19 protein-coding genes are annotated in these 22,304 nt (G+C 71.3%); 4 read left to right on the top strand and 15 right to left on the bottom strand.

Annotated elements, in window-relative coordinates; all coding sequences use genetic code 11:
- Nucleotides 1-48: 48 nt before the first annotated feature.
- Both F0U63_RS46650 and F0U63_RS46645 read left to right on the top strand, forming a co-directional pair.
- Entirely contained in the window at nt 49-1,728 is a 1,680-nt protein-coding gene (locus F0U63_RS46650) for a hypothetical protein (protein ID WP_395841596.1), read from the top strand.
- A gap of 11 nt (nt 1,729-1,739) precedes the next feature.
- Nucleotides 1,740-2,366: a hypothetical protein gene (locus tag F0U63_RS46645; RefSeq protein ID WP_395841594.1), complete on the top strand. Its 627-nt coding sequence runs from the start codon at nt 1,740-1,742 to the stop codon at nt 2,364-2,366.
- A gap of 24 nt (nt 2,367-2,390) precedes the next feature.
- Here the strand turns inward: F0U63_RS46645 and cutA are convergent, their stop codons facing one another.
- The 12 genes from cutA to F0U63_RS46585 all read right to left on the bottom strand — a co-directional run bounded on the left by cutA (nt 2,391) and on the right by F0U63_RS46585 (nt 15,266).
- Nucleotides 2,391-2,729, bottom strand: coding sequence for a divalent-cation tolerance protein CutA (cutA, locus tag F0U63_RS46640; RefSeq protein WP_395841592.1), 339 nt, complete (start codon nt 2,727-2,729; stop codon nt 2,391-2,393).
- A 16-nt stretch (nt 2,730-2,745) separates the two neighbouring features.
- Entirely contained in the window at nt 2,746-3,231 is a 486-nt protein-coding gene (locus tag F0U63_RS46635; protein ID WP_395841590.1) for a PilZ domain-containing protein, read from the bottom strand.
- Between the two features lie 44 nt (nt 3,232-3,275).
- Nucleotides 3,276-3,767 carry a PilZ domain-containing protein gene (locus tag F0U63_RS46630; protein ID WP_395841588.1) on the bottom strand — a complete coding sequence of 164 codons (492 nt, stop codon included), beginning with the start codon at nt 3,765-3,767 and terminating at the stop codon, nt 3,276-3,278.
- A gap of 50 nt (nt 3,768-3,817) precedes the next feature.
- Nucleotides 3,818-5,221, bottom strand: a complete 1,404-nt coding sequence (locus F0U63_RS46625; RefSeq protein WP_395841586.1) for a glycoside hydrolase family 1 protein — start codon at nt 5,219-5,221, stop codon at nt 3,818-3,820.
- The gene (locus F0U63_RS46620; RefSeq protein ID WP_395841584.1) at nt 5,218-5,880 is read right to left on the bottom strand and encodes a hypothetical protein; all 663 of its coding nucleotides are present in this window, start codon (nt 5,878-5,880) and stop codon (nt 5,218-5,220) included. The genes F0U63_RS46625 and F0U63_RS46620 overlap by 4 nt, the downstream gene beginning before the upstream one ends.
- A gap of 29 nt (nt 5,881-5,909) precedes the next feature.
- Nucleotides 5,910-7,601, bottom strand: a complete 1,692-nt coding sequence (locus F0U63_RS46615; RefSeq protein ID WP_395841582.1) for an ATP-binding protein — start codon at nt 7,599-7,601, stop codon at nt 5,910-5,912.
- 137 nt (nt 7,602-7,738) lie between these two features.
- Nucleotides 7,739-8,794 (bottom strand): chemotaxis-specific protein-glutamate methyltransferase CheB, encoded by a 1,056-nt coding sequence (gene cheB, locus F0U63_RS46610; RefSeq protein ID WP_395841580.1) that lies wholly within the window; start codon nt 8,792-8,794, stop codon nt 7,739-7,741.
- Complete coding sequence (locus F0U63_RS46605; RefSeq protein ID WP_395848532.1) at nt 8,791-11,019, bottom strand: response regulator; 2,229 nt, start codon at nt 11,017-11,019, stop codon at nt 8,791-8,793. The genes cheB and F0U63_RS46605 overlap by 4 nt, the downstream gene beginning before the upstream one ends.
- A gap of 2 nt (nt 11,020-11,021) precedes the next feature.
- Nucleotides 11,022-12,671 carry a methyl-accepting chemotaxis protein gene (locus F0U63_RS46600; protein WP_395841578.1) on the bottom strand — a complete coding sequence of 550 codons (1,650 nt, stop codon included), beginning with the start codon at nt 12,669-12,671 and terminating at the stop codon, nt 11,022-11,024.
- Nucleotides 12,668-13,297 carry a chemotaxis protein CheW gene (locus F0U63_RS46595; protein ID WP_395841576.1) on the bottom strand — a complete coding sequence of 210 codons (630 nt, stop codon included), beginning with the start codon at nt 13,295-13,297 and terminating at the stop codon, nt 12,668-12,670. The genes F0U63_RS46600 and F0U63_RS46595 overlap by 4 nt, the downstream gene beginning before the upstream one ends.
- A complete protein-coding gene (locus F0U63_RS46590) occupies nt 13,297-14,793 on the bottom strand; it encodes a CheR family methyltransferase (protein WP_395841574.1) in 1,497 nt (498 codons plus the stop codon). Before F0U63_RS46590 ends, F0U63_RS46595 begins: the two co-directional genes overlap by 1 nt.
- A complete protein-coding gene (locus F0U63_RS46585) occupies nt 14,790-15,266 on the bottom strand; it encodes a chemotaxis protein CheW (protein ID WP_395841572.1) in 477 nt (158 codons plus the stop codon). The genes F0U63_RS46590 and F0U63_RS46585 overlap by 4 nt, the downstream gene beginning before the upstream one ends.
- Nucleotides 15,267-15,495: 229 nt before the next feature.
- Between F0U63_RS46585 and F0U63_RS46580 the strand changes: the two genes are divergently transcribed.
- The gene (locus F0U63_RS46580) at nt 15,496-15,960 is read left to right on the top strand and encodes a response regulator (protein WP_395841570.1); all 465 of its coding nucleotides are present in this window, start codon (nt 15,496-15,498) and stop codon (nt 15,958-15,960) included.
- A gap of 12 nt (nt 15,961-15,972) precedes the next feature.
- On the opposite strand, the gene F0U63_RS46575 is transcribed toward F0U63_RS46580, so the two are convergent.
- The 3 genes from F0U63_RS46575 to F0U63_RS46565 are packed head-to-tail and all read right to left on the bottom strand — an operon-like array spanning nt 15,973 to nt 20,372.
- On the bottom strand, nt 15,973-16,791 hold the full coding sequence (locus F0U63_RS46575; protein ID WP_395841568.1) for a helix-turn-helix domain-containing protein: 819 nt from the start codon (nt 16,789-16,791) through the stop codon (nt 15,973-15,975).
- Nucleotides 16,792-16,826: 35 nt separating this feature from the next.
- A complete protein-coding gene (locus F0U63_RS46570; protein WP_395841566.1) occupies nt 16,827-19,022 on the bottom strand; it encodes a cation:proton antiporter in 2,196 nt (731 codons plus the stop codon).
- A gap of 60 nt (nt 19,023-19,082) precedes the next feature.
- Nucleotides 19,083-20,372 (bottom strand): ATP-binding protein, encoded by a 1,290-nt coding sequence (locus F0U63_RS46565; protein WP_395841564.1) that lies wholly within the window; start codon nt 20,370-20,372, stop codon nt 19,083-19,085.
- A 352-nt stretch (nt 20,373-20,724) separates the two neighbouring features.
- On the opposite strand from F0U63_RS46565, the gene F0U63_RS46560 reads away from it, so the two are divergent.
- Nucleotides 20,725-22,299 (top strand): phytoene desaturase family protein, encoded by a 1,575-nt coding sequence (locus F0U63_RS46560; protein WP_395841562.1) that lies wholly within the window; start codon nt 20,725-20,727, stop codon nt 22,297-22,299.
- Nucleotides 22,300-22,304 lie beyond the last annotated feature (5 nt).

The following is a 22,304-nucleotide window of genomic DNA, read 5'->3' as shown; positions in this document are numbered from 1 at the left end:
GTAATTCCGGAGTGACGGTTTTAGCCACGTCGCTTCTGGAGGTGCGCCGTGTCCAACCATCTTCCTGGCGCTCGCCCCATAAGGGCGAGGCTGAGTCCCTGCGTTGGTGGTTGGGCCCTCCTTGCCCTCTTCCAGTTCTCCTGCGCCACGGGCAGCCCCCACGGGGGTTTTGTCGGCTACCGCTACCACTCGCTGACGCCCCCAGCGGCGCCCAAGCAGCGTGTGGCTGCCACGGCGGAGCCCGGGCTCGAGTCCGCCACCGTGTACGACGTGGACTTCCTGGAGCCCGGCGCCATCGCCACCCGGCCGGTGCCTATTCCCAGAGCCGAGTTCCAACAGGCCTTCCTGCGCCTCTCGCGCGACGTGCGGCTGGGTGCGAAGACGCCACAAGCGGCCGCCCGGGAGTTGCTCCACCTGCTGCCATCACCCAAGGGCGTCGAGACGGTGGCCAGCCAAGGAGACTGGCTGCTGGAGGTGTATCGCGACCATGCCTACACCCTGGTGCCCGAGCGCCAGGAGGGGCCGGTGGTCCTCACCCCCGCAGCGGATGAGGCTCTGCGGGCCAGGTACCTCCAGTGGTGTGCGCCCCGGGGAGGGGGTGACTGCCTGGGCCTTCTGGACGACGGGCCCTACCTACGCACGGACGACCGGCGGGCGTTCGCCCTGGCGCTGGCGTTCGGCCACGTCCTCGACGAGACGCGCGAGGCCCTGGTGCACGAGTTACTGGACGTGCGGATGATGGTGTCCACGGTCGTCTGGACGGTGACCCTCTACTGCATGATGTGGGTGGTGCCCGAGCCCACGAGCAAGGCCTTGGCTGCTGGCATGACCCTCCTGCTGATGGGCTACCTGGGCCTCCAGACGCTGTACGGCCTCATGGATGGATGGGCCCGCATGGCCGACATGGCGCACCACGCCACCACCTTCGAGGAGCTGCGCGCGGCGGGTGGAGAGTTCGGCAAGGTGCTGGGCGAGGACGCAGCCCGGGCCATGATTCTCGCCGTGGCCTCGCTGGGCGGGCACACGCTGGGGCAGGTGCTGCCGCGGGTGAAGTCGCTTCCGGGCTTCAAGCTCGCCGGCAAGCAGTTCAAGGCGCAGGGGGGCGCTGGCGTCATGGAGCGCCTGGAGGTGACGGAGGCGGCGCTCGCGACGGAGGGCGCCCTGGCCCAGGCGGTGGCGGCGGTGGACACGGTGGCTACCTCCCCGCAGGGTCCCATGGCCGTGGTGCTGCTCAAGAAGGGACAGGGCTTCGGAACTGCACAGGCGCCTGGGGGCCGCTCCGCCGAAACCGTCATCCGTCACCGGGGCGGCAACCGGCAGGTGGAACTGAGTGACGGACAACGCTGGCACTTGCCCCGGGGCAAGTCGGCCGCGGACATTCCTGCCGAGGACAAGGTGGGGGACATGCTCCAGGAGGCCGTCACCCAGGCCGCGAACAAATGGAGGCCCGACAGGTTCTCGGACGCGGAGAAAGAGGCCATCAAAAATGCTATGGACAAGGGCGAATACTGGCTGGCGCGACTGCTAGAGCGCGAGGCCCGGGGGCGCTTCGTGCACGAAGAGGTGAAAGCTCAGTTAGGAGGGAGCCTTCGGTTCAAACACCAGGGTGTAGACGTGGTTGACCTGAAGACAGGCCGCCAGTACGAGATTCTTTCTGGCTCGGAGTCAAATCTGGCGCGTCACGGCAGGCGCATGGCGGGCGAGTTCTTCCGGATGCTCACCTTCTGAAAGGGTCTACCATGGGGTTGCTCGAGAACGTCATCATCGAAAACAAGGAAATTGAAAACGAGCGGCTAGAGTTGTCTGACAAGAATTCGCTCTATCTCCTTGGCCCCAACCTGTCGCTTAGAAATTGCACTGTCATTCTCAAGGTCTCCGCCAGGAACCTGATCATCGTTGGAGCACGGTTCATTGATTGCACCTTCGAGGTGAAGCAGGAGCTAAAAAATCACCAGCAATGGGTGAAGGCCTCCCTACGGGGGTGCCGCTTCAAGGGGCGGCTGACCGGGTGCGACTTCGGGCACTGGCCCGACTACGGCACAGGATGGGAGAACGGGGCCATCGAGGACTGCGACTTCACCGAGGCCCGTCTGGATGGCTGCCGCATCATGGGCTCCGACCCCACCACCCTGCGCTTTCCCAAGTGGCCCTGTTTCACCTTCCTTGACCCGATCCCTAGGGCTCCCGAGCTATGCGGCGTCAAGTGGCCGGGCCGCTTTGGACGTATTACCGTGGAGGAGCTTCACACCCAACCGGCTCCTACCAGGTCGCTCACCTATCACGCTCCCTCGGTAGCCAAACGGATGGAGACCACAGAGGAAGAACTCAGGGCCGTCATTGAGCAGTTCGACTGCATCCTCTACTGACGGGGCGGTGGATCCAACTCCTCGTCACGGCGCGGTGCGCACGTTGTCTGCAATCCATTGCAGGTAGGGCGCGTGGCCGGCCGCCACGTCCAGCCGCAGCACCTCCGGGCACTCATAGGGGTGCAGCGCCACGACGCGCTCGCGCAGCGCCTCGAAGAGGGGCGCGCGGGACTTGAGCACCAGCAGCGCCTCGGGCTCGTCGTGCACCTTCCCCTCCCAGCGGTAGATGGAGCGCAGGCCGGGCACCACGTTGCCGCACGCCGCCAGCCCCTCCTCCACGAGGGCGCGGGCCAGCTCCGCGGCCTTGTCCGCCGTGGGCGCGGTCACCAGCACGAGGATGGCATCGGTATGGGCCTGGCTCATGCACCCCTCCCTGGGCTTACTTGATGCGCTCGAGCGCCAGATCGAACAGCGTCGACTCCAGGCGCTGCTCTTCCTTCTCCGACAAGCCGAGGATGGAGAACGAGACGCGGTGGGTGCCCAGCTTGCGCTGCGTCGACACCTGCTTCGCGCGGCCCACCACCGGCTCCTGATTGCCCGGCAGGCGCAGCGAGAAGCCTGGCTCCTCGGACTCGGGCGGAGGCTTGTGCATCATCACCGAGAAGCCGCCCACCGAGACATCCAGCGTCACGGCCCGCACGGCACCCGCGGCGAACGTCAGGTCCACCTGCAGCCCCTGGGCGACACGGAACATCCGGCGCGCCGAACGGGTCGCGGGCACGCTCAGCCCCTGGGCCGCCGTGAGCGCCCGGGCGAAGTACTCGCGCGCGGCCTGGTAGTTGCGCTGCTCGCTCTCCGACAGCTGACCCTGGCGTGCCCGGTGGTGCAGGCGCCGGAACTGTTCCACCCATTGATTGGGGCTCATTCCGGGGCTCCGGGGCTAGGGGGACTGGTGCCGCGAGCCACGGCTCACGGAGGGGTGATACCCACGCGCTCGAGGGCGAAGTCGATGAGGAAGCCCTCGAGCAGATCGCACTCGCGCTCGGTCAGGTCCAGGAAGGCGAACGAGGCGCGGTGCTTGTCGGCCCGCTGGAACTGCGACACCACGCGCACGGTGCCCGCCAGCGTCGTGCCGTCCGGCAGGTACAGCAGGGCGCTCGGCCGCTCCTTCACGTCCACCGCGTGCGGCAGCATCACCGAGAAGCCACCCGCGGACAGGTCCAGGGTGTTCGTCCACACGTTGCCGTAGGCCATCTGCAACTCCACCGGCAACTGGTGCGCCACGCGGTAGTGGCGCCGGGCCTCGGCCCCGTCGAGCATCAGGCCCTGCGCGTTGAGCAACGCCCGCGCGAACTGCTCGCGCGCCGCCATGTAGGCGGGCCGCTCCAGCTCCGCGAGCTTTCCCTGCCGCGCCTTGGTGTGGAGTTCGCGGAACTCATCGATGAACTGGATCACGCCCATGGTGTCGCTCCTGTCTCCTCGTTCTTACTGGGATTTTCGCCCTGCCGCCATCAGGGAGTGGGTGTGAGACCGAGGTTGCGCGCCACGTCGCGGAAGGCTTCCACCGCGGGCGTCACCTGACGCTCTCGTCCTCCGGTCCAATCGACCCGGAACAGGCCGAAGCGGGGCTCGTAGCCCTCGGCCCACTCGAAGTTGTCCATGAGACTCCAGTGGAAGTATCCGCGCACCGGCACGCCCTCCGCCACCGCCCGCTCCACCGCGTACAGGTGGCTGCGCAGGAAGTAGGGCCGGCGCTCCCCGGTGCGATCATCCATGCCGTTCTCCGTCACCACCAACGGCACGCCCAGGTTCGCGTAGCGCTTGAGGAACAGGTAGAGGCCCTCGGGGTAGATCTCCCACCCCAGGTCGTTCGTCTCCCGGCCCTCGGGTACGTATTTGTGGGAGAAGGACGGGGAGAAGTCCTGCCGGATGTGGTCGCGCGTGTAGTAGTTGATGCCGAGGTAGTCGATGGAGCCCTTGAGGCCGGGCACGTCGCGCTCGATGGTGATTTCCCCGGGCACGAGGATGGAGATGTGGCCGGTGCGCAGGGCCTCGGTGACGCTCTGGTTGAAGAAGGAGTCGGTGAGGCCGGTGACCACGGAGTCGGTGGTGGAGCCGGTGGCCGGTTGGAAGACACGCACGTGGTGGACGAGCCCGATGAGGCTGTTCTTGCCGTCGCCATCGGCATCCCAGGTGTCGAACTTGCGTATCTCCTGCGCGGAGCGGGCGTGGGCCTCGAGCAGGCGCGCGAGCACCTCAGCGGCGATGCCCGTGCTCTGCTTGCCCGGGGGCCACACGCCGTCCATGTAGCCGAACACGGCGTAGACGTTGGGCTCGTTGATGGTGCCCCACCAGTCCACGTGCTCGCCGAGCAACTCGGCCACGCGGCCGGAGAAGCGCGCGAAGTCCTCCACGGTGGTGGGGTTCTCCCAGCCGCCCTTGGCGGACACCCAGCGCGGCAGGGTGAAGTGGTGCAGCGTCACGTTGGGCTCGATGCCGTTGGCGCGCAGGGCGCGGACCCACTGGACGTAGCGCTCGGCGGCCTCGGCGTTCCACTTGCCCTCGGTGGGCTCCAGGCGGCTCCACTCGACGCTGAAGCGGTAGGCGTTGGCGCCCAGTTGCTTCAGCAGCGCGATGTCCTCGTCGAAGCGGTTCCACGAGTCCGCGGCGATGCCGGACACTCTGCCGTCGTGGATGTGGGGCGAGCCGTCCGGGTAGTGGCTGGTCTCCCAGTCGGTCCAGTCGTTCTGGTTGTTGCCCTCCACCTGGTGGCTGGCGGTGGAGGCGCCCAGGAGGAAGCCACGGGGCAGGCCCTGGCCGATGGGCGCGGCGTTGATGGTGGCGGGATCGAACGAGGGCCGCCCGGTGCAGCCCGCGAGGAGGGAGAGGCCCAACAGCAGGGCACGGCGGCTCATGGCGATACTCCGGTGGAGGCAGGGGCGCGGGTCGAGAGGCCCACGGTGAGGAAGGCGGACTGGGAACCGGTGAGCTGGAAGAAGAATCCCTCCAGCCGCAGGGCCAACGAGGAGGAGAGGGGGATGGAGGCCCAGGCGCGCGCGCCCACGGGCAGCACGTAGGCCAGGCCCACGCCCTTCCACGAGGCGCCGAGGTGGGCGGGCACGAGGCCGTGCAAGTCCAACAGCCCGGCGTGCAGGTCCACCGGGCCCACGCGGCGCAGGGCCTGAATGGAGGGCAGCACCTGGACGGCGGGCCGCGAGCCGTAGCCGAGGTTCACCACGGGGCCGCCGACGAGGCTCCACAGCTCACCGGTGTAGCCCACGCGGGCGGTGAGGGTGAGGCCCGCGCCGGTGCGGCCGGACTGCAGGGGCACGAGTGATAGCAGCGCGCCCTCCAGGGTGAGCCCACCGAAGAGCACATGGCCGGAGAGGGCCTGGGAGGTGAGCAGGTCCGCCCACGCGCCTCCCGTGCCGACGAGACCGGTGGAGAGCACGCCCACCTCGGCTCGCAACTGCGCGGGGGCGAGGGCGCGAGGCGCGGGGGCGGTGACGTCATCGCCCGCGGACGCGGAGAAGGGGGCGGCGAGCGCCAGGAGCAGGGCAAGCGGGGAGCGCATAGGACGCCCCCCACTCTAGCCCGGAGCGCCTAGCCCGCCGAATAGACACTCGCACCCGTGCCGCGGGCGGCGCGGTCGGCCAGGGGCAGGGTGAAGGTGAAGACGCTGCCCTTGCCCCACTCGCTCTGGGCCCAGATGCGGCCGCCATGGGCCTCGACGATGCCCTTGGCGATGTAGAGCCCCAGGCCCGTGCCCCGGCTCTCCGCTTCCTTCGCCTGCCAGTAGCGCTCGAAGATGTGCGGCAGCGCCTCGGGGCGGATGCCGGCGCCGGTGTCGCGCACCCACAGCTGCACCTCGCCGCGCTGCACCCGTGCGCCCACCACCAGCTCGCCCCCCTCCGGGGTGAACTTCACCGCGTTGCCCAACAGGTTGCCGAACACCTGCAGCACCCGCGTCCGGTCGCAGCGCACCCGCACGTCTTCCTCGGCCAGCTGCGTCATGACCTTCAGGCCGCGCGCCTCCGCCAGCGGACGCACGCTCTCGAGCGCCTCGCTCGCCAGCGATGCCACGTCCTGCTCGGACGGCTCCAGCGGCAGCCCGCCCGCCTCGATGCGGCCCCAGTCCAGCAGATCCGAGATGAGCCGCGCCATGCGCTCGCCCGCCGACTGGATGCGGCTGGCCTGCTTCTGCACCTGCTCGCCGCCCGGCTTGCCCTGGGCCCCTCGCATCAGCAGCGCCGAGGCCAGCTGCACCACGCCCAGCGGGTTCTTCAGGTCGTGCGACACCACCGCGAGCAGATCCTCGCGCGCGCGCGTGGCCCGCCGCGACTCACCCACCAGGCGCGCGTTGTCGATGGCGAGGCTGGCGCGCACGCACAGGTCCTCCACCAGCGCCAGGTCGCTCGGGCCATAGCGGCGCCCCGAGGTGCTGGAGATGAACGTCACCGCGCCCAGCGTGTGCCCGCGCGCCTTGAGCGGGACGATCATGTACGAGCACGCCTGCAGGCGCTGGAGCATCTCCGGGTGCTCGGGCTCGGTGGCGGCCGCGCGCAGGAGCGAGTCCGTCACCGCCGACACCAGCTCCGGCTCGCCCGTGTGCAGCACCCGCAGCACGCCCACCTGCGCGGGCCGGCGCTCGAAGCGGGTGCTCATCGCGCGGGCCTGCTCGCCCTGGGTCGGGTCCAGGTGGGCCACGGCGGCGCGGGAGACCCACGGGCCCTGCTCCACCGCGTCCACGATGCACCAGTCGGCCAGGTCCGGCACCGCCAGGTGCGCCAGCAGCGTGTACATGCCCTGGGGATCCGGCGCGTGGGAGAAGAGCGTCGTCATCGCCTGGTAGAGGAAGGACTGGCGGCGCTCGGCGGCCTCCACCTCGGCGCGCGCGGCCTGCTCCAGGCCCAGGGCACGCGCGTACACCGTCTCCGCCTCGGTGAGCGGACGCACCATCACCAGCAGCCGGGGCGGGGTGCCCGCCTCGCGCACCGCGGTGAGGGTGAAGCTGTGGGGCCGGGGGCCTCCGGAGGGGCTCGGCCAGATGGCCTGCACGACGGGCGCGCTGCCTTGCGCCAGGGCGGTGGCGCACGCGGCCTCCAGGCGGGCGCCTTCTTCCAGCAGGGGGGCCAGCCGGGCCCAGGGCTGGCCGATCAGCAGCTCGGGGGGCATGCCCAGGACGAGCGCTCCCTTGTCACTGCACGCGAGCACCCGCCCCGTTTCATCCAGGAGATAGGCCGGGTCCGGTTGGGCCCTGAATGCCAGTTCGAATCCGGAGGGGGGAGGGCTCATGGTGTCGCCACAACCAGCGATGGGGGGAATCTCTTCATTTCACGCCCAAGGAAATCAGTCCAGGCTGGGAGCGGACTGGCGAGCGAGCGTGCGAGGGTACGTAAGAACGGGGAGTGGAATCCGCAACTCCCCGCGGGCTACTCGCCCTCCGTCATGCCCGCCAGCTCACGGAAGCGGCGGGCGAAATTGTCCAGGGGCAGCACCTCGTCGGTCACACCGGCGGACACGGCCACGCCCGGCATGCCGTACACCACGCTGGTGGCTTCGTCCTGGGCCATCACCCAGCCGCCCGTCTCGTGCACCTCGCGCAGACCATCCAGGCCGTCCTGGCCCATGCCGGTGAGGACGGCGGCGGCGATGCCCGCGCCGTAGACGCGCGAGGCCGAGCGGAACAGCCACGTGCCCGAGGGCCGGAAGCCCCCCACGGGCGCGGCGTTGGAGACCTCCACGTGTCTGTCCGCCCGGATGCCCAGGTGGCGATCATCCGGCGCGATGTAGACGACACCCGGGCGCAGGAACTCGCCGTCCTCGGCCACCTTCACCTCCAGCTTGCACACGCTGTCGAGCCAGGTGGCCATGCCCTTGCCGAAGCCCAGGGCGATGTGCTGCACCACGAGGATGGGCAGGGGGAAGTGCGGGGGCAGCTCGGAGAGGATGCGGTGCAGCGCCGCGGGGCCCCCGGTGGAGGCGGCGATGACGACCACCTCGGGCTTGCGCCGGCGCGCCGTGACGAGGGGGGCGCGGGTCGTGGGGGCTCCATCACGGCTGGGCCAGTGCCGGATGACCTTCACCTCGGCCATGGCCTTCACCGTGTCGCGCAGCCGCCGCGCCTCGGCGTCGAAGTCCGGCGCCTGGGGCCCCACCAGCTTCTGCAACACCGCGAGCGCCCCGGAGCGCAGCGCCGTCATGGACGTCTGGATGTCGCGCTCCACCAGGGTGCTCACCACCACCACGGGCGTGGGCACCTCCGTCATGATGCGCTTGGTGGCCTCCAGTCCATCCATGTTCGGCATCTGGATGTCCATGGTGACCAGGTCCGGACGCAGGCGGCGCGTGAGCTCCAGCGCCTCCACGCCATCCTTCGCCTCGCCCACCACGTCGAAGGTGGGGTCCGCGCGCAGGATTTCCACCAGCAGGCGCCGGGCGGTGGGCGAGTCCTCGGCGACGACGACACGGAGCTTGTCGGGCTTCATAGGAGCTGTCTCAGGGTCTCCAGCAGATGGGATTGATCGAACGCGCTCTTGACGAGGTAGGCGCTGGCGCCCACCTGGAGCCCGCGGGTCTTGTCCTCGTCGGAGGAGCGCGCGGTGACGAGTACCACGGGCAGGCGGCCAAAGCGCGGGGAGCCGCGAACCGCCTCGGTGAGCGTGAAGCCGTCCATGCGCGGCATCTCCACGTCGGAGACGAGCGCGTCGGCGCCCTCCGTCTGGAGCCGCTCCCACGCCTCCTGGCCGTCCGAGCACGCGAGGACCTCGTAGCCGGCGGCCTCGAGGATGCTCTGCTCCAGGGCGCGCGTGGTCATGGAGTCGTCGGCGAGCAGCACCCGGCGGCGGGCGGAGGGGGCGGCGGCGACGGGGAAGAGGCCCGCGGCGGCGGTGCGGCCCTCGGCGGCGCGCACGAGCGAGGGGGCGTTGAGCAGGGGGGCCAGGCGCCCATCGGGCAGCACGGCCATGCCGGACACGTGGCGCGCGCGGCGGATGCGCGGGCCGAGGCCGCGGATGAGCACCTCCTGCTCGGCCACCACCTCGTCCACGCCCAGCACGGCGTGCACCTCGCCCGCGGACAGCAGCAGGGCGCTCGGGTGCGGGCGCGGCGTGCCCGCGGGCAGGCCCAGCACCTGGGCGAGCGTGGACAGGGGGATGAGCGCCTCGGGCCCGGCCCACAGCTGCCGGCCCTCCACGCGCCGCACGTCCCCGGGCGCCAGTCGCAACAGGCGCTCCACGCTCTCGCCCGCCACGGCGAACGTCTGGCCACTCACCAGCACCAGCAGCACCCGCAGGGTGCTCAGCGTGAGGGGCACGTCCAGCACGAAGCGCGTGCCCTGGCCGGGGACGAAGGACACGTCCACGTTGCCGCGCAGGGCCTCCACCTGCGAGCGCACCACGTCCATCCCCACTCCGCGCCCGGACACCGCCGTCACCGCCTCGGTCGTGCTCAGCCCGGGCATGAAGATGAGCCGCGCGTCACCCGCGTCGTCCAACACCGGCAGCCCGCGCGCGCGCGCCTTCTCCCGGATGGCGCCCAGGTCCAGTCCCCCCCCGTCGTCCTCCACCACCACCTGCACCCGCCCGCCGCGCAGCCGGGCCGTCAGCGTCACCACGCCTTCCTCGGGCTTGCCCGCCTCGCGCCGCGCGGCCGGGGCCTCCACGCCGTGCGCCACCGCGTTGCGCATCAGGTGCAGCAGCGGCTCGCGCAGCCCCTGCAGGAGCGAGCGATCCAACTCCAGCGCGCCGCCATGCACCTCCAGCCGCACCTGCTTGCCCGCCGCGCGCGCCAGGTCCCTCGCGTTGCGCTCCAGGCCCGCGCACCCTTCCGCGAAGGGCAGGGTGCGCGCGCGCCGCACCTCCTCGTCCAGTCCACTCGCGGCCTGCGTGAGCGTGCGCCGGTCCGCCGCGAGCGCCCGGCCGAGCTGCGCCAGCCGCGTCTCCAGCCGCCGCGCCACCAGGGACTCCGCGCCGGTGAGGCGCTGGCGCAGGTGGGTCAGCTCCTCGCTCACCGCCTCCAGCGTCTCCACCCGGCCCTCCAGCCGCAGGCCCGCCACGCGCAGCTCTCCACTGCGCGCCAGGAGCGCGTCCAGCTTCTGCGCCGACACGCGCACCGGCAGCCCCTCCGCGGCCGGTGCGGAGGACTCCGGCGGGGGCGGCGCCGTGACGGGCGAGGGCGGAGGCGTGGCGGAGGCGGGCGGCGGTGTGGCGGGGGAGGACGGAGGCGTGGCGGAGGCGGGCGGCGGTGTGGCGGGTGCCGGGCGCGTGGGCTCCGGTGGGGTGGGCACGAGCGCCCGGGCGCGCAGGGACTCGGGGGACTGGGCCGCTTCCTCCAGCCGGGGCAGCAGCTCCTCGAGCGGCGTGCCCTTCAAGTCCTGCTTGGTGGCGAGCCGTCGCCCCGCGTCGTCCAGCGCGTCCGCGGTGGCGAAGCACAGCTCCATCAGCTCCGGGTGGGCCGGGCCCTGGTTGTCCACCGCGGCCAGCACTTCCTCCAGCCGGTGGCACGCCGTCTCGATGAGGCCCACGCTCACCGCGCGCGAGGCGCCCTTCACGCTGTGCACCGTGCGCAACAGGGAGTTCATCAGCTCGCCGGCCCGCGCGGGGGTCGTGGCCTTCTCCAGCGCGAGCAAGTCCCGGTTGAGCGCGGCCACGTGTCCCTCGAGCTCCTCGAGGAACGTGGCCATCAGGGCCTGGGCGAGGCGGTCGCGGTCCATCGTCATGCGACGCGTCCGTACTCGCTCAAGAGGCTCTTGAGCTTCTGGCCCATGCCGTTCAAGTCCTGCATGGCGCGCTCGGTCTGCCGGGTGCTGGTGAGGGTCTGCTGGGTGGCCTGGCTCACGTCGCGCATGGCCTGGCGGATCTGCCCGATGCCGGTGGCCTGCTGGTTGGCGGAGGCGGAGATCTGCGCCGCGGTGAGCGACGCCTGGCCGAGCAGGTCGCCCAGCGTCTGGATGGTGCTGCCCGCCTGCGCCACCACGCGCGTGGCGGTGGTCACGCTCTTGGTGCCCTCCTCCGTGGTCATCACCGCGCCCTGGGTGGCTTTCTGGATCTGCCCCAGGATCTGCCGCACCTGGGCGGTGGCCTTCTTGGACTGGTCCGCGAGTGCCTTCACCTCGGCGGCCACCACGGCGAAGCCCCGGCCGTGCTCACCGGCGCGGCTGGCCTCGATGGAGGCGTTGAGGGCGAGCATGTGCGTCTGCTCGGAGATGTCGTTGACGGTGGTGATGATGTCGCCGATGGCCTGGGCCTGCTCGGCCAGGGCGAGGATGCGCGAGGCGATGGACTCCACCTGCTCGCGCACGGCGACCATGGAGGTGACGGCCTCGTCCACCGCGCGCCGGCCGTTGCGGCCCACCTCCTCGGCGTGGCGGGCCGACTCGCTCACCGTGCGCGCGCGCCCCGCCGCCTCCTCGGACGTCTGGGCGATCTCCTCGACGGTGCTCACCGTCTCGGCCACCGCGCTGCCCTGCTCCTGGGCACCGGCCACCTGCTGGGTGGTGCTCACCAGGATTTCCGACGTGGTGCCCGCGAGCTGGTTGACGAACTCGGCCACCGTCCGCAGGGTGTGCTCACGCTCCGCGGACTGTTTGGCCAGCTGCGCCTCGGCCTGCTGGCGCCGCTCGGCCATGGCGTTGAAGGCGGTGGCGAGCTCCCCCGTCTCGTCGTCGTTCACCACGTCGATGCGGTGGGCGAAGTTGCCGCGGCCGATCTGATCCGCGCCCGTCACCAGCTTGTCCATGGGGCCAGTGATGCTCCGGGTGATGAACCAGCTGCCCAGGCTGACGACGAGGAAGCCGAGCAGCGTGCCCGTCGCCAGCACCCAGATGCTGCGCTGGGCGCTCTCCTTCGCCTGCCGCTCGTTGTCCACCCAGCGCTGATCCTCGATGCGCAGCATCTCGTTGAGGAGCTCCCGGATGCGGTCCATGTTCTCCTTGCCCTGGCCGGAGCGCACGAGCGCGAGCACCGCGTCGGTCTGGCCCTGCTGGCGCAGGCTGATCGTCTTCGCCAGCTCCGCGAGCTTTTCGCTCACCAGGGGATCGAGCCGGGCGAGCCGGGTCTGCTGGGTGGGCTCGTCGCGCAGGTAGTCGCGCAGGTTGGAGATGTTGGCGTCCAGGTTCCTGCGCGCCTGGTTGTAGGGCTCCAGGTAGCTGGTGTCGCCGGTGAGGATGAAGCCGCGCTGGCCCGTCTCGGCGTCCACCAGGTTGGCGATGATCTCGCGCATGAGGCGGGCCTGCTCGCGGCTCTCGAGCAGCAGGGTCGTCGTCTGGGTGATCTGCTGCGCGCCCTGGTAGGCCACCGAGCCCACGGCGAGCAGCGCCAGCAGCGACAGGCCGAAGCCGAGGGCGATCTTCTTCCCGATGCTCATGTAACCCTTTCCTCGGAGAGGTCGAAGAAGAGGCGACCATCCCCCAAGAGCGCCTCCCCCTCCAGCACGATGATCCCCTCGCGGGTGATGCCCGACACGAGCGTTCGATCCTGTCCACTCAGCGCCGCGGGAGGTGGCAGGAGCGCGTCATGGGTGAGCGAGAGCACCTCCTCCACGCGGTCCACGCGCAGGCCCAGCTCCGCGCGCGCCAGGCCCAGCACCAGCACGGGGCCATGCTGGGTGGGCGCGGGCCGGCCGAACAGGGGCGCGAGCTCCACCACCGCGAGCACCTCGCCGTGCAGCAGGGTGACCCCGCGCAGCTGCGGCGGCGCGCCGGGCAGGAGCACGCGCTGCTCCGAGGTGCGCAACACCTCGCGCACGAAGCGCGTCTCCAGCGCGTAGTCCTGCTCGTCCACGTGGAAGAGGATGAGCTCGAGCTGGTGGCCCGGCGCGGCCGTGGGCGTGGCGGTGCGGGAGAGTTGCCGCGCGCGCTCGTCGAGCACCGCCTGCTCCTGCTCGGGATCGGGCTGGAGGGAGGCCTCGGCCGAGGCGGCGAGCCGCGCCAGCTTCCGGTAGGCCGCGCTCCAGTCCAGCCCGCGCTGCTTCATGTCCTCGTCGTCAGGCATCAGCCCTTCTCCTGGGAGTCATCCAGCCGCTGGAGTTCCTCGCGTGCCACGCGCAGGAGCCGGTCGGCGCGCTCGCCATCGGCCAGCGGCACGGGCTGCTCGGGAGGCAGCGCCGCGCACAGGCCGGCGGCGGTGGAGAAGGCGCGCCGTGCGCCCTCCAGCTCTCCCTGGCGTCGCAGGATGTGGCCCAGCATGAGGTGCGCCACCGCCAGACCCGGCTCCAGGTAGATCGCCTGGCGCGCGGCGCGCTCGGACTCGCGCAGCTTTCCCTGGCCCAGGAGCACCAGGGACTCGAGGTAGCGTGGCTCCACGGCCAGCGGGTGGCGCCCACTCGCCTCGGCACAGGCGCGCAGGGCGGCCGGCGCGTCGAAGTTGGCCAGGGCGCGGATCGCCACCCCCACGGCCTCCTCGTCATCCGGCATCGCCGCGGCCAGCCGCGCCGCCTCGCGCCAGTCCCCCCGGGCCAGCGCCTGCTGGGCCTCGTCCAGGCCGCCCACGGGAGCCGCGGGAGGCGGCGGCGCGGGAGGCGGCGGAGGCGGCGCGGGAGCCGGCTCGGGGAGGGGCGGAGGGGGCGCGGCGGGAGGAGGGGCGTGAGGGAACTCGGATGCGGGAGGCACCACCTGGAGCGGGGTGTGGCGGAAGGAGCGCAGGCGGGTGGGCCGGGTCGCGTCCGGGCGGTGGTAGACGATGCCCCACTCGGTGACGATCGTCTCGAAGGGGGCGAGCCCGTTGAGCGCGGGATCCGAGGGGCCGGTGATGAGGAAGCCGCCGTCGGCGAGCGTGGCGTGGAGCCGCCGGGCCACGCCCTCGATGGTGGGGCGGTTGAAGTAGATGAGGACGTTGCGGCAGAAGATGATGTCCATGCCCCACACGCCCTGGGCGGTGGAGGGCCAGGAGTCCTCGGCGAGGTTGAGGTAGCCGAAGCGCACGTGGGAGCGCACCTCGGGGGCGAGCCGGTAGCGCTTGCCGTCCGGGTGCAGGTAGGGCCGCATGTGGTCCACCCACGGGCCGCGCAGGGACCACTCGCCGTAGCTCGCCTCCTCGCAGCGCGCGAGCGCCGCGCGCGACACGTCCGTGCCCAGTACGTCCATGCGCCCGTGGCCCTCCTTCATCAGGAGCACCGCCAGCGAGTAGGGCTCCTCGCCCGAGGAGCAGCCCGCGCTCCACCCGCGCACCACGTGCCCCTCGCCCCGGTGCTGGCGCAGGTCCGGCAGCACCTCCTGGCGCAGGAAGTCGAAGTGCTCGGGGTTGCGGAAGAAGTACGTCTCCCCCACGGTCAGCTCGACGAGGAGATCATCCAGGGCGGCGGGATCCGCCTCCAGCCGGGGCAGGTAGGCGGAGAAGTCCTCGGCGAGTCCCGCGCGGGCCATGGCCCGGTCGATGCCCTCCATGGCGGCCGCGAGGCAGCTCGGCGTGAGCAGGCCGGCGCGCGCGGCGACGAACTCGAGCACCGCGGTGTAGCCCCAATGCCGCCAGGGGGGCGTGGAGTCGCTCACCGCGCGGCACCCTCGTGCGTGAGCGCGTCCTCCAGCTCGAGCGCCTCCGCCTCCGACAGGAAGGTGCGCAGGTCATGCAGGAGCACGAGCCCGTCGGGCAGCTTCACCACCCCGGCCACGTAGCCCACCCCGGGCAGCTCCCGCGGCGTCGTGTCCAGGGCGTGTGGCTCGAGGGGTTGCATGCCCTCGGCGCGATCGACGCGCAGCGCCATGACGCGGGGTCCCGTCTGGGTGATGATGAAGTGATCCGAGGGAAGGAGTCGGCGGGCGGGCAAGCGGAAGCGGCGGCGCATGTCCAGCACGGGGATGAGCTCTCCGCGCAGGTTGAACAGGCCCTCCACGACGGAGGGTGCCCGGGGCAGGGGGGTGAGGCGGACGGCTCGGACCAGCTCGCGCACGTCCTCCAGCGGCAGTGCGTAGCGCTGCGACTCCAGCGTGAAGAGTAGGATTTCGCGAGCGGGGGGCGGCGCCATCGGCGGCTCATCCTATGCAGTCCGGCACCGGAGTGCCTACCTCGATGGCTCGGGGGGAAGCGGGCCCGGGCACGAAGATGGCATGTGGGCGTTCACTAGGTGAAGCTGGAGTGATGTCTCCGGAGTCGCCCTCGTGGGACTCGAATTGTTGGCTTTTTGACACGTGCTGTTGCACGCTCTCCGTACTGGCCTACCTTCCCGCGTTTTCCGCTGAAAGTGAGCGGTCCCCATGCTTCCTGCCTGCGCCTCCGTGCTCGTGGTCGAAGCCCAGCTCGATGTGCTCGAGGCCATCCAGGCGGCCTTGGAGTTCGAGGGGTATGGGGTGGCCGCGGTCATTGGGTCGCGCGGTGCGCTCGAGGCGCTGGAGCGCATGGGGCGGCCGGGGCTCGTCTTGTTGGACGAGACGCTGCCGGAGATGGAGCGCGCGCGGCTCATCCGGTTCATCCGCCAGGAGCCGGCGCTGCGCTCGGTGCCCATCGTCCTGCTCTCCGTGGACGAGCACATCCGCCTTCCCGAGGTGCAAGCGGTGCTGCGCAAGCCCTTCAACCTCGAGCGGCTGTACACCGTCGTGAAGACGTACTGCGAGACGCGGGGCGGGGAGGCGCCCGCCTCGCGTTTCACGTCCACCGAGGCCATGAGGACCGAGGACGAGGCGGGAGCGGCGGAGCGGCGGCGGGGCGTGTTGCGGACGTAGGGGCCGGGCCGCTCAGCGCAGGGATTCCAGCTCCGCGAGCCGCGTCTGCACCTGGGAGGGCTGCTCCGCGTCGGACAGCCGCTCGGCGAGGCCATGGCTGGCCAGCCGCGCCACGTGGGCCAGCCGCATGAGCCGGTGCGTGCGCTGCTCCCCGTCCACGAGCACCACGAGCAGCCGCAGGGGCACGCCGTCCGGGGTTTCGTCGGGCAGGGGCTGGGCCAGGGTGACGAGGGCGGCGAGCGGGGGGGTGTTCTCCACGAAGGCATGGGGCACGGCCACCCCGTTGCCCACGGCGTTGGAGGACTCGGCCTCGCGCCGCCGCAGCTCCGCCACGAGCTGGGACGCGCTCACCCCGGGCAGGTCCGCGGCGAGCCGCCCCGCCGCCACGTCCAGCGCGTCCTCCAGCGCGGAGCACGTCAGGCGCAGCACCATGCGGCCAGGGGTGAGCACCGGGCTCAGCGCCGGCGCGGGCGCGTCGGGCCAGGGCGCGGGGGCGGGAAACTCCGCGTCCAGGAAGGCCCGGACGCGCAGCAGTTGCTCGGAGGTGAGACGCCGGCGCGCCACGTCCACCAGGAGCGCGCTGGCTCCGGGCACCTCCTCCAGGTAGTTGGCCACGAAGGGGCTCTGCCGGTGCGCCACGTCCATGAGCAGCGTGGGGGGCACGTCCAGCTCACGGGCGATGGCGGCGAGCCGCTCGGGCGTGGGGACCGCGTCCACGCCGTTCTCCACGCGGCTCAGATAGGCGCTGGACACGCCGATGCGGCGCGCCAGGTCTCGCAGGCTCAGGCCCGCGTCCACTCGCAACAGACGGAGGGTGGCTCCTGGGTGCATGGTGTCGGAGGCGCTTCGTTTCCGGGTGCCGGGGGTCAGGACGCACCGCCGCCAGCCCGCAGGGGCTCGGCCGGCGAGGCGTTGGTGCCGGTCAGGGGGGTGGCCTCGGTGGCGGGCTTCTCGGCGGGCTTCGGCTGGCGCACGACGAGCAGCGACAGGTTCGAGTCCCGCACGAGCCGCTCGCGCTGCAGGCCGAAGAGGTGGCCCTCCAGGCCCCACTCCGCGCCCACGCCCACCACCATCAAGTCGTAGCCGTGGGCGGCCTCGGCCAGCACGGCGTCCTCGGGCGAGGCGTGCGCCACCACCTTGAGGTGCACCTGGCTGGAGGACCCCGGGAAGAGCTCGTCGACGAGCAGCCGCGCCGGCGTGCGGCCCGGCTGCGGCGTGGGCGACGTCACGTGGAGGATCGTCACTTCCGCGCCCGCGCCCTTGAGCAGCCGCCGCGCCAGTCCCAGCGCGGCCCGATCATGCCGGCTGCCGCTGTAGGGCACCAACACCCGGCGCACGCCCTCCAGGCCCCGGTCCACCAGCACCGCCACGTCCGCGGCCGCCTCGCTCATCACCTCGTGCACGGTGCCACCGAGCACCGTCTGGCCGAAGAGCGGCTTGTGCCAGCCGAGCACGATGAGGTCGGCGCGCTTGGCCTCGGCGGTGCGGCAGATGTCGAGCCCGGGCTCGGCGGACACGAAGGACAGCGGACGCACCTCCAGGCCCGTGCGCCGCGCGCGCGTGAGCAGCGCCGCCATGGGGCCCTCCTCTCCCGTGCGCTGCTCCACCTGGGGCTCCGGCGTGTGCTTCAGGTGGAAGGAGGCGCGCTCGGTGGGGGGAATGAGGTGCAGGGCGTAGAGCGAGCTGGGCGCCTCGCCGCCGGTGAGCGCGCGCCCGAGCGTCACCATGCCCGCGCCCGCCTGGCCATGCGACACGCACATGAGCATGGTGAAGGGCTGCACGGTGGGCAGCGTGAGCGGCGCGGGCGTGACGGCGCGCTCCAGGGCGAGCTGCTCCGGCGGGTAGATGACGCGCAACAGCGGCGTGGTGAGGAACGTGGTCACCAGCGCCATCACCACCATCATCGTGAAGAGGGTGGGCGAGATGACGCCCAGGTCCAGGCCGAGGTTGAGCACGATGAGCTCCATCAGCCCGCGCGTGTTCATCAGGATGCCGATGGCTCCCGCCTCGCGCCAGCTCGAGCCCGTCAGCCGCGCCGCCACCGCGCTGCCTCCGAACTTGCCCAGGCACGCCAGGAGGATGATGAGGCCGCACATGAGCCAGTGGTCGGTGCTGTTGAGCAGGCCAATCTGCGTGCGCAGGCCGCTGAAGGCGAAGAAGAGCGGCAGCAGCAGCACCACCGCCACGTCCTCCAGCTTCTCCGCGAGCGCCTCGGCCAGGCCTCCCTCCTTGGGGATGATGGCGCCGAAGAGGAAGGCGCCGAAGAGCGCGTGGATGCCGATGAGCTCCGTGGCGAAGCTCGAGGCGAGCAGCATGATGAGCGTGAGCGCCATCACGTTCTGGTTGAGCCCCTCGCGGCTGGCCACGCGCGCGCCCAGCCGGGCGAGGAAGGGCCGCACCGCGCCCATCATGAAGGCGATGTAGCCCAGCGCCACGACCGTGGTGATCCCCGCCTCGGCCAGGTTGGTGGCCCGCACGATGGAGACGACGAAAGCCAGCAGGCACCACGCCGTCACGTCGTCCACCGCCGCGCAGGTGATGGCGAGCGCGCCCACCTTCGACTGCATCAGCCGCCGCTCGGTGAGGATGCGCGCGAGCACCGGAAACGCCGTGATGCTCATCGCCACGCCCATGAAGAGCACGAACGAGCTGAAGGGCACCGACGGGTCGCTCAGCCGCGGGTAGAACCACAGCGCCGCCCCCGCGCCCAGCGCGAAGGGCACCACGATGCTCGTGTGGCTGATGACCACCGAGGCATGGCCCCGCCCCTTGAGCAGCCGGGGATCCAGCTCCAGTCCGATGAGGAACATGAAGAGGATGAGCCCCACCTGGCTGAGCATCTTGAGCACCGGCATGGAGCTGACCGGAAACAGCGTGTCCATCGCCGAGGGCCACAGCCACCCGAGCAGCGAGGGACCCAGGAGGATGCCAGCCAGCACTTCGGCGATCACCAGCGGTTGGCCCAGCCCTCGCACTCCCCGTCCCAGCAGCCGCGACAGGCCGATGATGACGATGAACTGGGCGATGAGCAGACTGACCGCACTGAGGGTAAAGGCGTGCACTCGGATCCTCCTGGCGGGTTAGGTGTTAAGTGAGCACTTACCAGCCGGTGGCCGGACGCGTCAACCCAAGGGGGGTGGGGGCAGGTGGGGGTGGATGCGGGGCAGCCGGACGCTGAAGGTGGTTCCCTGCTCCGCGCTGGAGCTCACCTCCAACTGGCCGCCGTGGGCGAGCACGATCTGCCGCACGATGTAGAGCCCGAGCCCGAGCCCGTCCTGGTTGGAGGGCCCGGTGCCGGGGCCGCGGCGGAAGGGCTCGAAGAGCACGGGCAAAAGCTCCGGGGGAATGGGGGGCCCGTGGTTGTGGACCGTGAGCACCACGTGATCCACGCCCTCGCCCCTCAGGGTGACGCGCACGGGCTTGCCCTGGGGACTGTAGTGGACGGCGTTGCTCACCAGGTTGGAGATGACCTGGCTCAGCCGTCCCGCGTCCCACTCGCCCGCGCCGTGCCCGAGCACGCGCAGGCGCACGCGCGCTCCGGGCAGGGACGTGCGCACCTCGTCCAACGCCTCGCGGCAGATGGCGGCGAGGTCGGCCACCTGGGGATGCACGGGCATGCCGCCGCCCAGCCGGCCGCGGGTGAAGTCGAGCAGCTCGCCGATCATCCGCGTCATCCGCTCGGTGCTGGCGCGGATGCGCCCCACCATCCGGTGCTCGCTCTCGTCCAGGTGGCCGGAGCGGTCGAGCACGCGGGCCGACAGGTCGATGGCGCCCAGGGGGTTGCGCAGGTCGTGCCCGACGATGCCGAGGAAGCGCTCGCGGAACTCGGCCGTCCGGCGCAGCCGCTCGAGCGACTCGGCGCAGCGGTGCTCCATCTCCAGGCGTTCGGTCTCGTCGCGCGCGGTGAGCACGGCGCCCGCGGGCGAGCCATCCGGGTGGTGGAGGGGAAAGGCGGTGCCGCTGAGGATGCGCACGGTGCCGTCCGGGCGGCGCACCATCCAGCGCGCGTTCCTCACGTGCTCGCCCCGGAGGGCGCGGTAGAGCGGCATGCCCTCCAGGGGCAGGGGGCGGCCGTCCAGGGTGAGCAGGCCGAAGGTGGTCCAGTCCCGCGCGTGCACCTCCAGGTGCGAGACGCCATGCAGACGCCTGGCCTCCGCGTTGAAGATGCGCAGCACCCCCTGCGCGTCCGCCATGATGATGGCGTCACCACTCTGCTCCACGAGCAGCTCCAGCACCGATGCCCGCTGCTCTCCGGCGCGGGACATGGGGGGCTCGCGGGGGGGCGGGCGCTCCGGCTTCGAGCGGGCCCGGGCCCGCGGCCGTGACGGGTGGACGAGCCAGGCGCCCAATACCCCGGTGAGGCTGTTCATCGCCAGGTAGCCCTGGGAGAGCAGGGTGAGCAGCCGTTCCATGCGCGAGCTTGCCTCCTGTCCCGAGTCCTCCTGGCGCGAGCGTCGCCCGGCGCCGGCCTCCGGGCCTGCTCCATGCGTAATCACTCCGCGTACGGGGACGGGGAGCACCAGGGGGGCGGCCCTCCAGGGCCCCGGCCGTGCCGGTACCGGCTGGGGGATGGCGAGGGAGCCACCGCCCATCCGGAGGGCCCTGAGGGCCTGGAGAAGGACACCCGAGACAGCCTTTTTCATTCGTGCGGGACAACGTCCGGAGCGCCAAAATCCGTACCCTGGGTGACAAGTGGAGGGGGGTGATGGAACTCGCCCGTCAGGAGGGCTGGAACTCTGCTGGGTTCCAGGCATCGTGTGGGAAATGGTTCGTCATGTCATCGTCGTGGGAGCGGGGCCCGGAGGCTTGTCGGCGGCAATCAACCTCGCGGGCCTGGGCTTGAAGGTCACCGTGGTGGAGAAGGACCCGGTGCCCGGGGGCCGGATGAAGGGGCTCGCCCTCGGGGAGGCGGGCGAGTACGCGCTGGACACGGGGCCCTCCATCCTCCAGCTCCCCGGGGTGCTCGAGCGCATCTTCACGCGCGCGGGCAAGCGCATCTCCGACTACGTGAAGCTGGTGCCGCTGGACACCAACACCCGGGTGCACTTCTGGGACGGCACCCACCTGGACACCACGCGCGACGCGGCGCGCATGGAGCGCGAGGTCTCCAAGTTCGGCCCCGACAAGGCGCCCGCGCTGCGCCGCTGGCTGGAGGAGGGCCGGGAGAAGTACCCGCTCGCCTACGAGAAGTTCATGGCCACCTCGGCCGACAGCCTCGGCTACTACGCACCCTGGCGCCTGTTCCCCACGCTGCGCTTCAAACCCTGGCAGACGCTCTACAAGCACCTGGACGGCTTCTTCCACGACGATCGCATCACCTACGCGCTGGCCTACCCCTCCAAGTACCTGGGGCTGCACCCCACCAACTGCTCCTCGGTGTTCGGCGTCATCCCCTACCTGGAGCTGGCCTTCGGCGTGTGGCACGTGGAGGGGGGCTTCCGGGCCCTGGCGCGCGGGATGATGAAGTGCGCGGAGGACCTGGGCGCCACCTTCCGCCTGGGCACGCCGGTGGAGCAGGTGCTGGTGGAGTACGGCCGCGCGGCGGGTGTGCGGCTCCAGGGCGGCGAGCGGCTGGAGGCGGACGCGGTGGTGGTCAACGCGGACCTGCCCTACGCGGCCCAGCAGCTCGTGCCCGCCGAGTCGCGCGCGGGCACCCGGCTCACGGACGCCGCGCTGCAGAAGGCGAAGTATTCGTGCAGCACCTTCATGGCCTACTACGGCCTGGATCGCGTCTACGACGAGCTGCCCCACCACCTCATCTACCTCTCCGAGAGCGCGCGGCGCACCGACGCGGACGCGCTGGAGGACCGCGAGGTGGACGTGGACGACCCGCCCTTCTACGTGTGCAACCCGTGCGTGACGGACAAGAGCGGGGCGCCCGCGGGCCACTCCACGCTCTACGTGCTGGTGCCCACGCCCAACACCTCGCGCCCCGTGGACTGGGCCGCCACCGAGCGCACCCTGCGCGAGCGCCTGCCCACGATGTTGGAAAAGGTGGGCATGAAGGGGGTACGTGAGCACATCCGCGCCGAGCGCTACTTCACCGCGGAGACGTGGCGGGATGACTTCAATGTCTTCCGGGGCGCGGTGTTCAACCTGTCCCACACCTGGATGCAGCTCGGGCCGCTGCGCCCCCATGTGAAGAGCCCCAGCGTGGAGTCCCTCTATTGGGTGGGAGGGGGCACGCACCCGGGGAGTGGCCTGCTCACCATCATGGAGAGCGCCAACATCGCCGCGGATTACCTCTCACGGGAGGCAGGCAAGGGACCGCTGGCTGACTGGCCATACGTCCCGCCCATCGAGGGGGCGCCCGAGGGAGCGCGAGCACGAGTGGGCTGAGCCTC

The sequence above is a fragment of the Cystobacter fuscus genome (genome assembly GCF_044360685.1).
Taxonomy (GTDB): Bacteria; Myxococcota; Myxococcia; order Myxococcales; family Myxococcaceae; genus Cystobacter; species Cystobacter fuscus_C.
This window is presented reverse-complemented; position numbering and strand designations above follow the sequence as displayed.

Excerpts from the sequence above, each read along its gene's own strand:
- F0U63_RS46645 (WP_395841594.1), top strand. The coding sequence starts at position 1,740 with ATGGGGTTGCTCGAGAACGTCATCATCGAAAACAAGGAAATTGAAAAC.
- cutA (WP_395841592.1), bottom strand. The coding sequence starts at position 2,729 with ATGAGCCAGGCCCATACCGATGCCATCCTCGTGCTGGTGACCGCGCCC.
- F0U63_RS46635 (WP_395841590.1), bottom strand. The coding sequence starts at position 3,231 with ATGAGCCCCAATCAATGGGTGGAACAGTTCCGGCGCCTGCACCACCGG.
- F0U63_RS46630 (WP_395841588.1), bottom strand. The coding sequence starts at position 3,767 with ATGGGCGTGATCCAGTTCATCGATGAGTTCCGCGAACTCCACACCAAG.
- F0U63_RS46625 (WP_395841586.1), bottom strand. The coding sequence starts at position 5,221 with ATGAGCCGCCGTGCCCTGCTGTTGGGCCTCTCCCTCCTCGCGGGCTGC.
- F0U63_RS46620 (WP_395841584.1), bottom strand. The coding sequence starts at position 5,880 with ATGCGCTCCCCGCTTGCCCTGCTCCTGGCGCTCGCCGCCCCCTTCTCC.
- F0U63_RS46615 (WP_395841582.1), bottom strand. The coding sequence starts at position 7,601 with ATGAGCCCTCCCCCCTCCGGATTCGAACTGGCATTCAGGGCCCAACCG.
- cheB (WP_395841580.1), bottom strand. The coding sequence starts at position 8,794 with ATGAAGCCCGACAAGCTCCGTGTCGTCGTCGCCGAGGACTCGCCCACC.
- F0U63_RS46605 (WP_395848532.1), bottom strand. The coding sequence starts at position 11,019 with ATGGACCGCGACCGCCTCGCCCAGGCCCTGATGGCCACGTTCCTCGAG.
- F0U63_RS46600 (WP_395841578.1), bottom strand. The coding sequence starts at position 12,671 with ATGAGCATCGGGAAGAAGATCGCCCTCGGCTTCGGCCTGTCGCTGCTG.
- F0U63_RS46595 (WP_395841576.1), bottom strand. The coding sequence starts at position 13,297 with ATGCCTGACGACGAGGACATGAAGCAGCGCGGGCTGGACTGGAGCGCG.
- F0U63_RS46585 (WP_395841572.1), bottom strand. The coding sequence starts at position 15,266 with ATGGCGCCGCCCCCCGCTCGCGAAATCCTACTCTTCACGCTGGAGTCG.
- F0U63_RS46580 (WP_395841570.1), top strand. The coding sequence starts at position 15,496 with ATGCTTCCTGCCTGCGCCTCCGTGCTCGTGGTCGAAGCCCAGCTCGAT.
- F0U63_RS46575 (WP_395841568.1), bottom strand. The coding sequence starts at position 16,791 with ATGCACCCAGGAGCCACCCTCCGTCTGTTGCGAGTGGACGCGGGCCTG.
- F0U63_RS46565 (WP_395841564.1), bottom strand. The coding sequence starts at position 20,372 with ATGGAACGGCTGCTCACCCTGCTCTCCCAGGGCTACCTGGCGATGAAC.
- F0U63_RS46560 (WP_395841562.1), top strand. The coding sequence starts at position 20,725 with ATGGTTCGTCATGTCATCGTCGTGGGAGCGGGGCCCGGAGGCTTGTCG.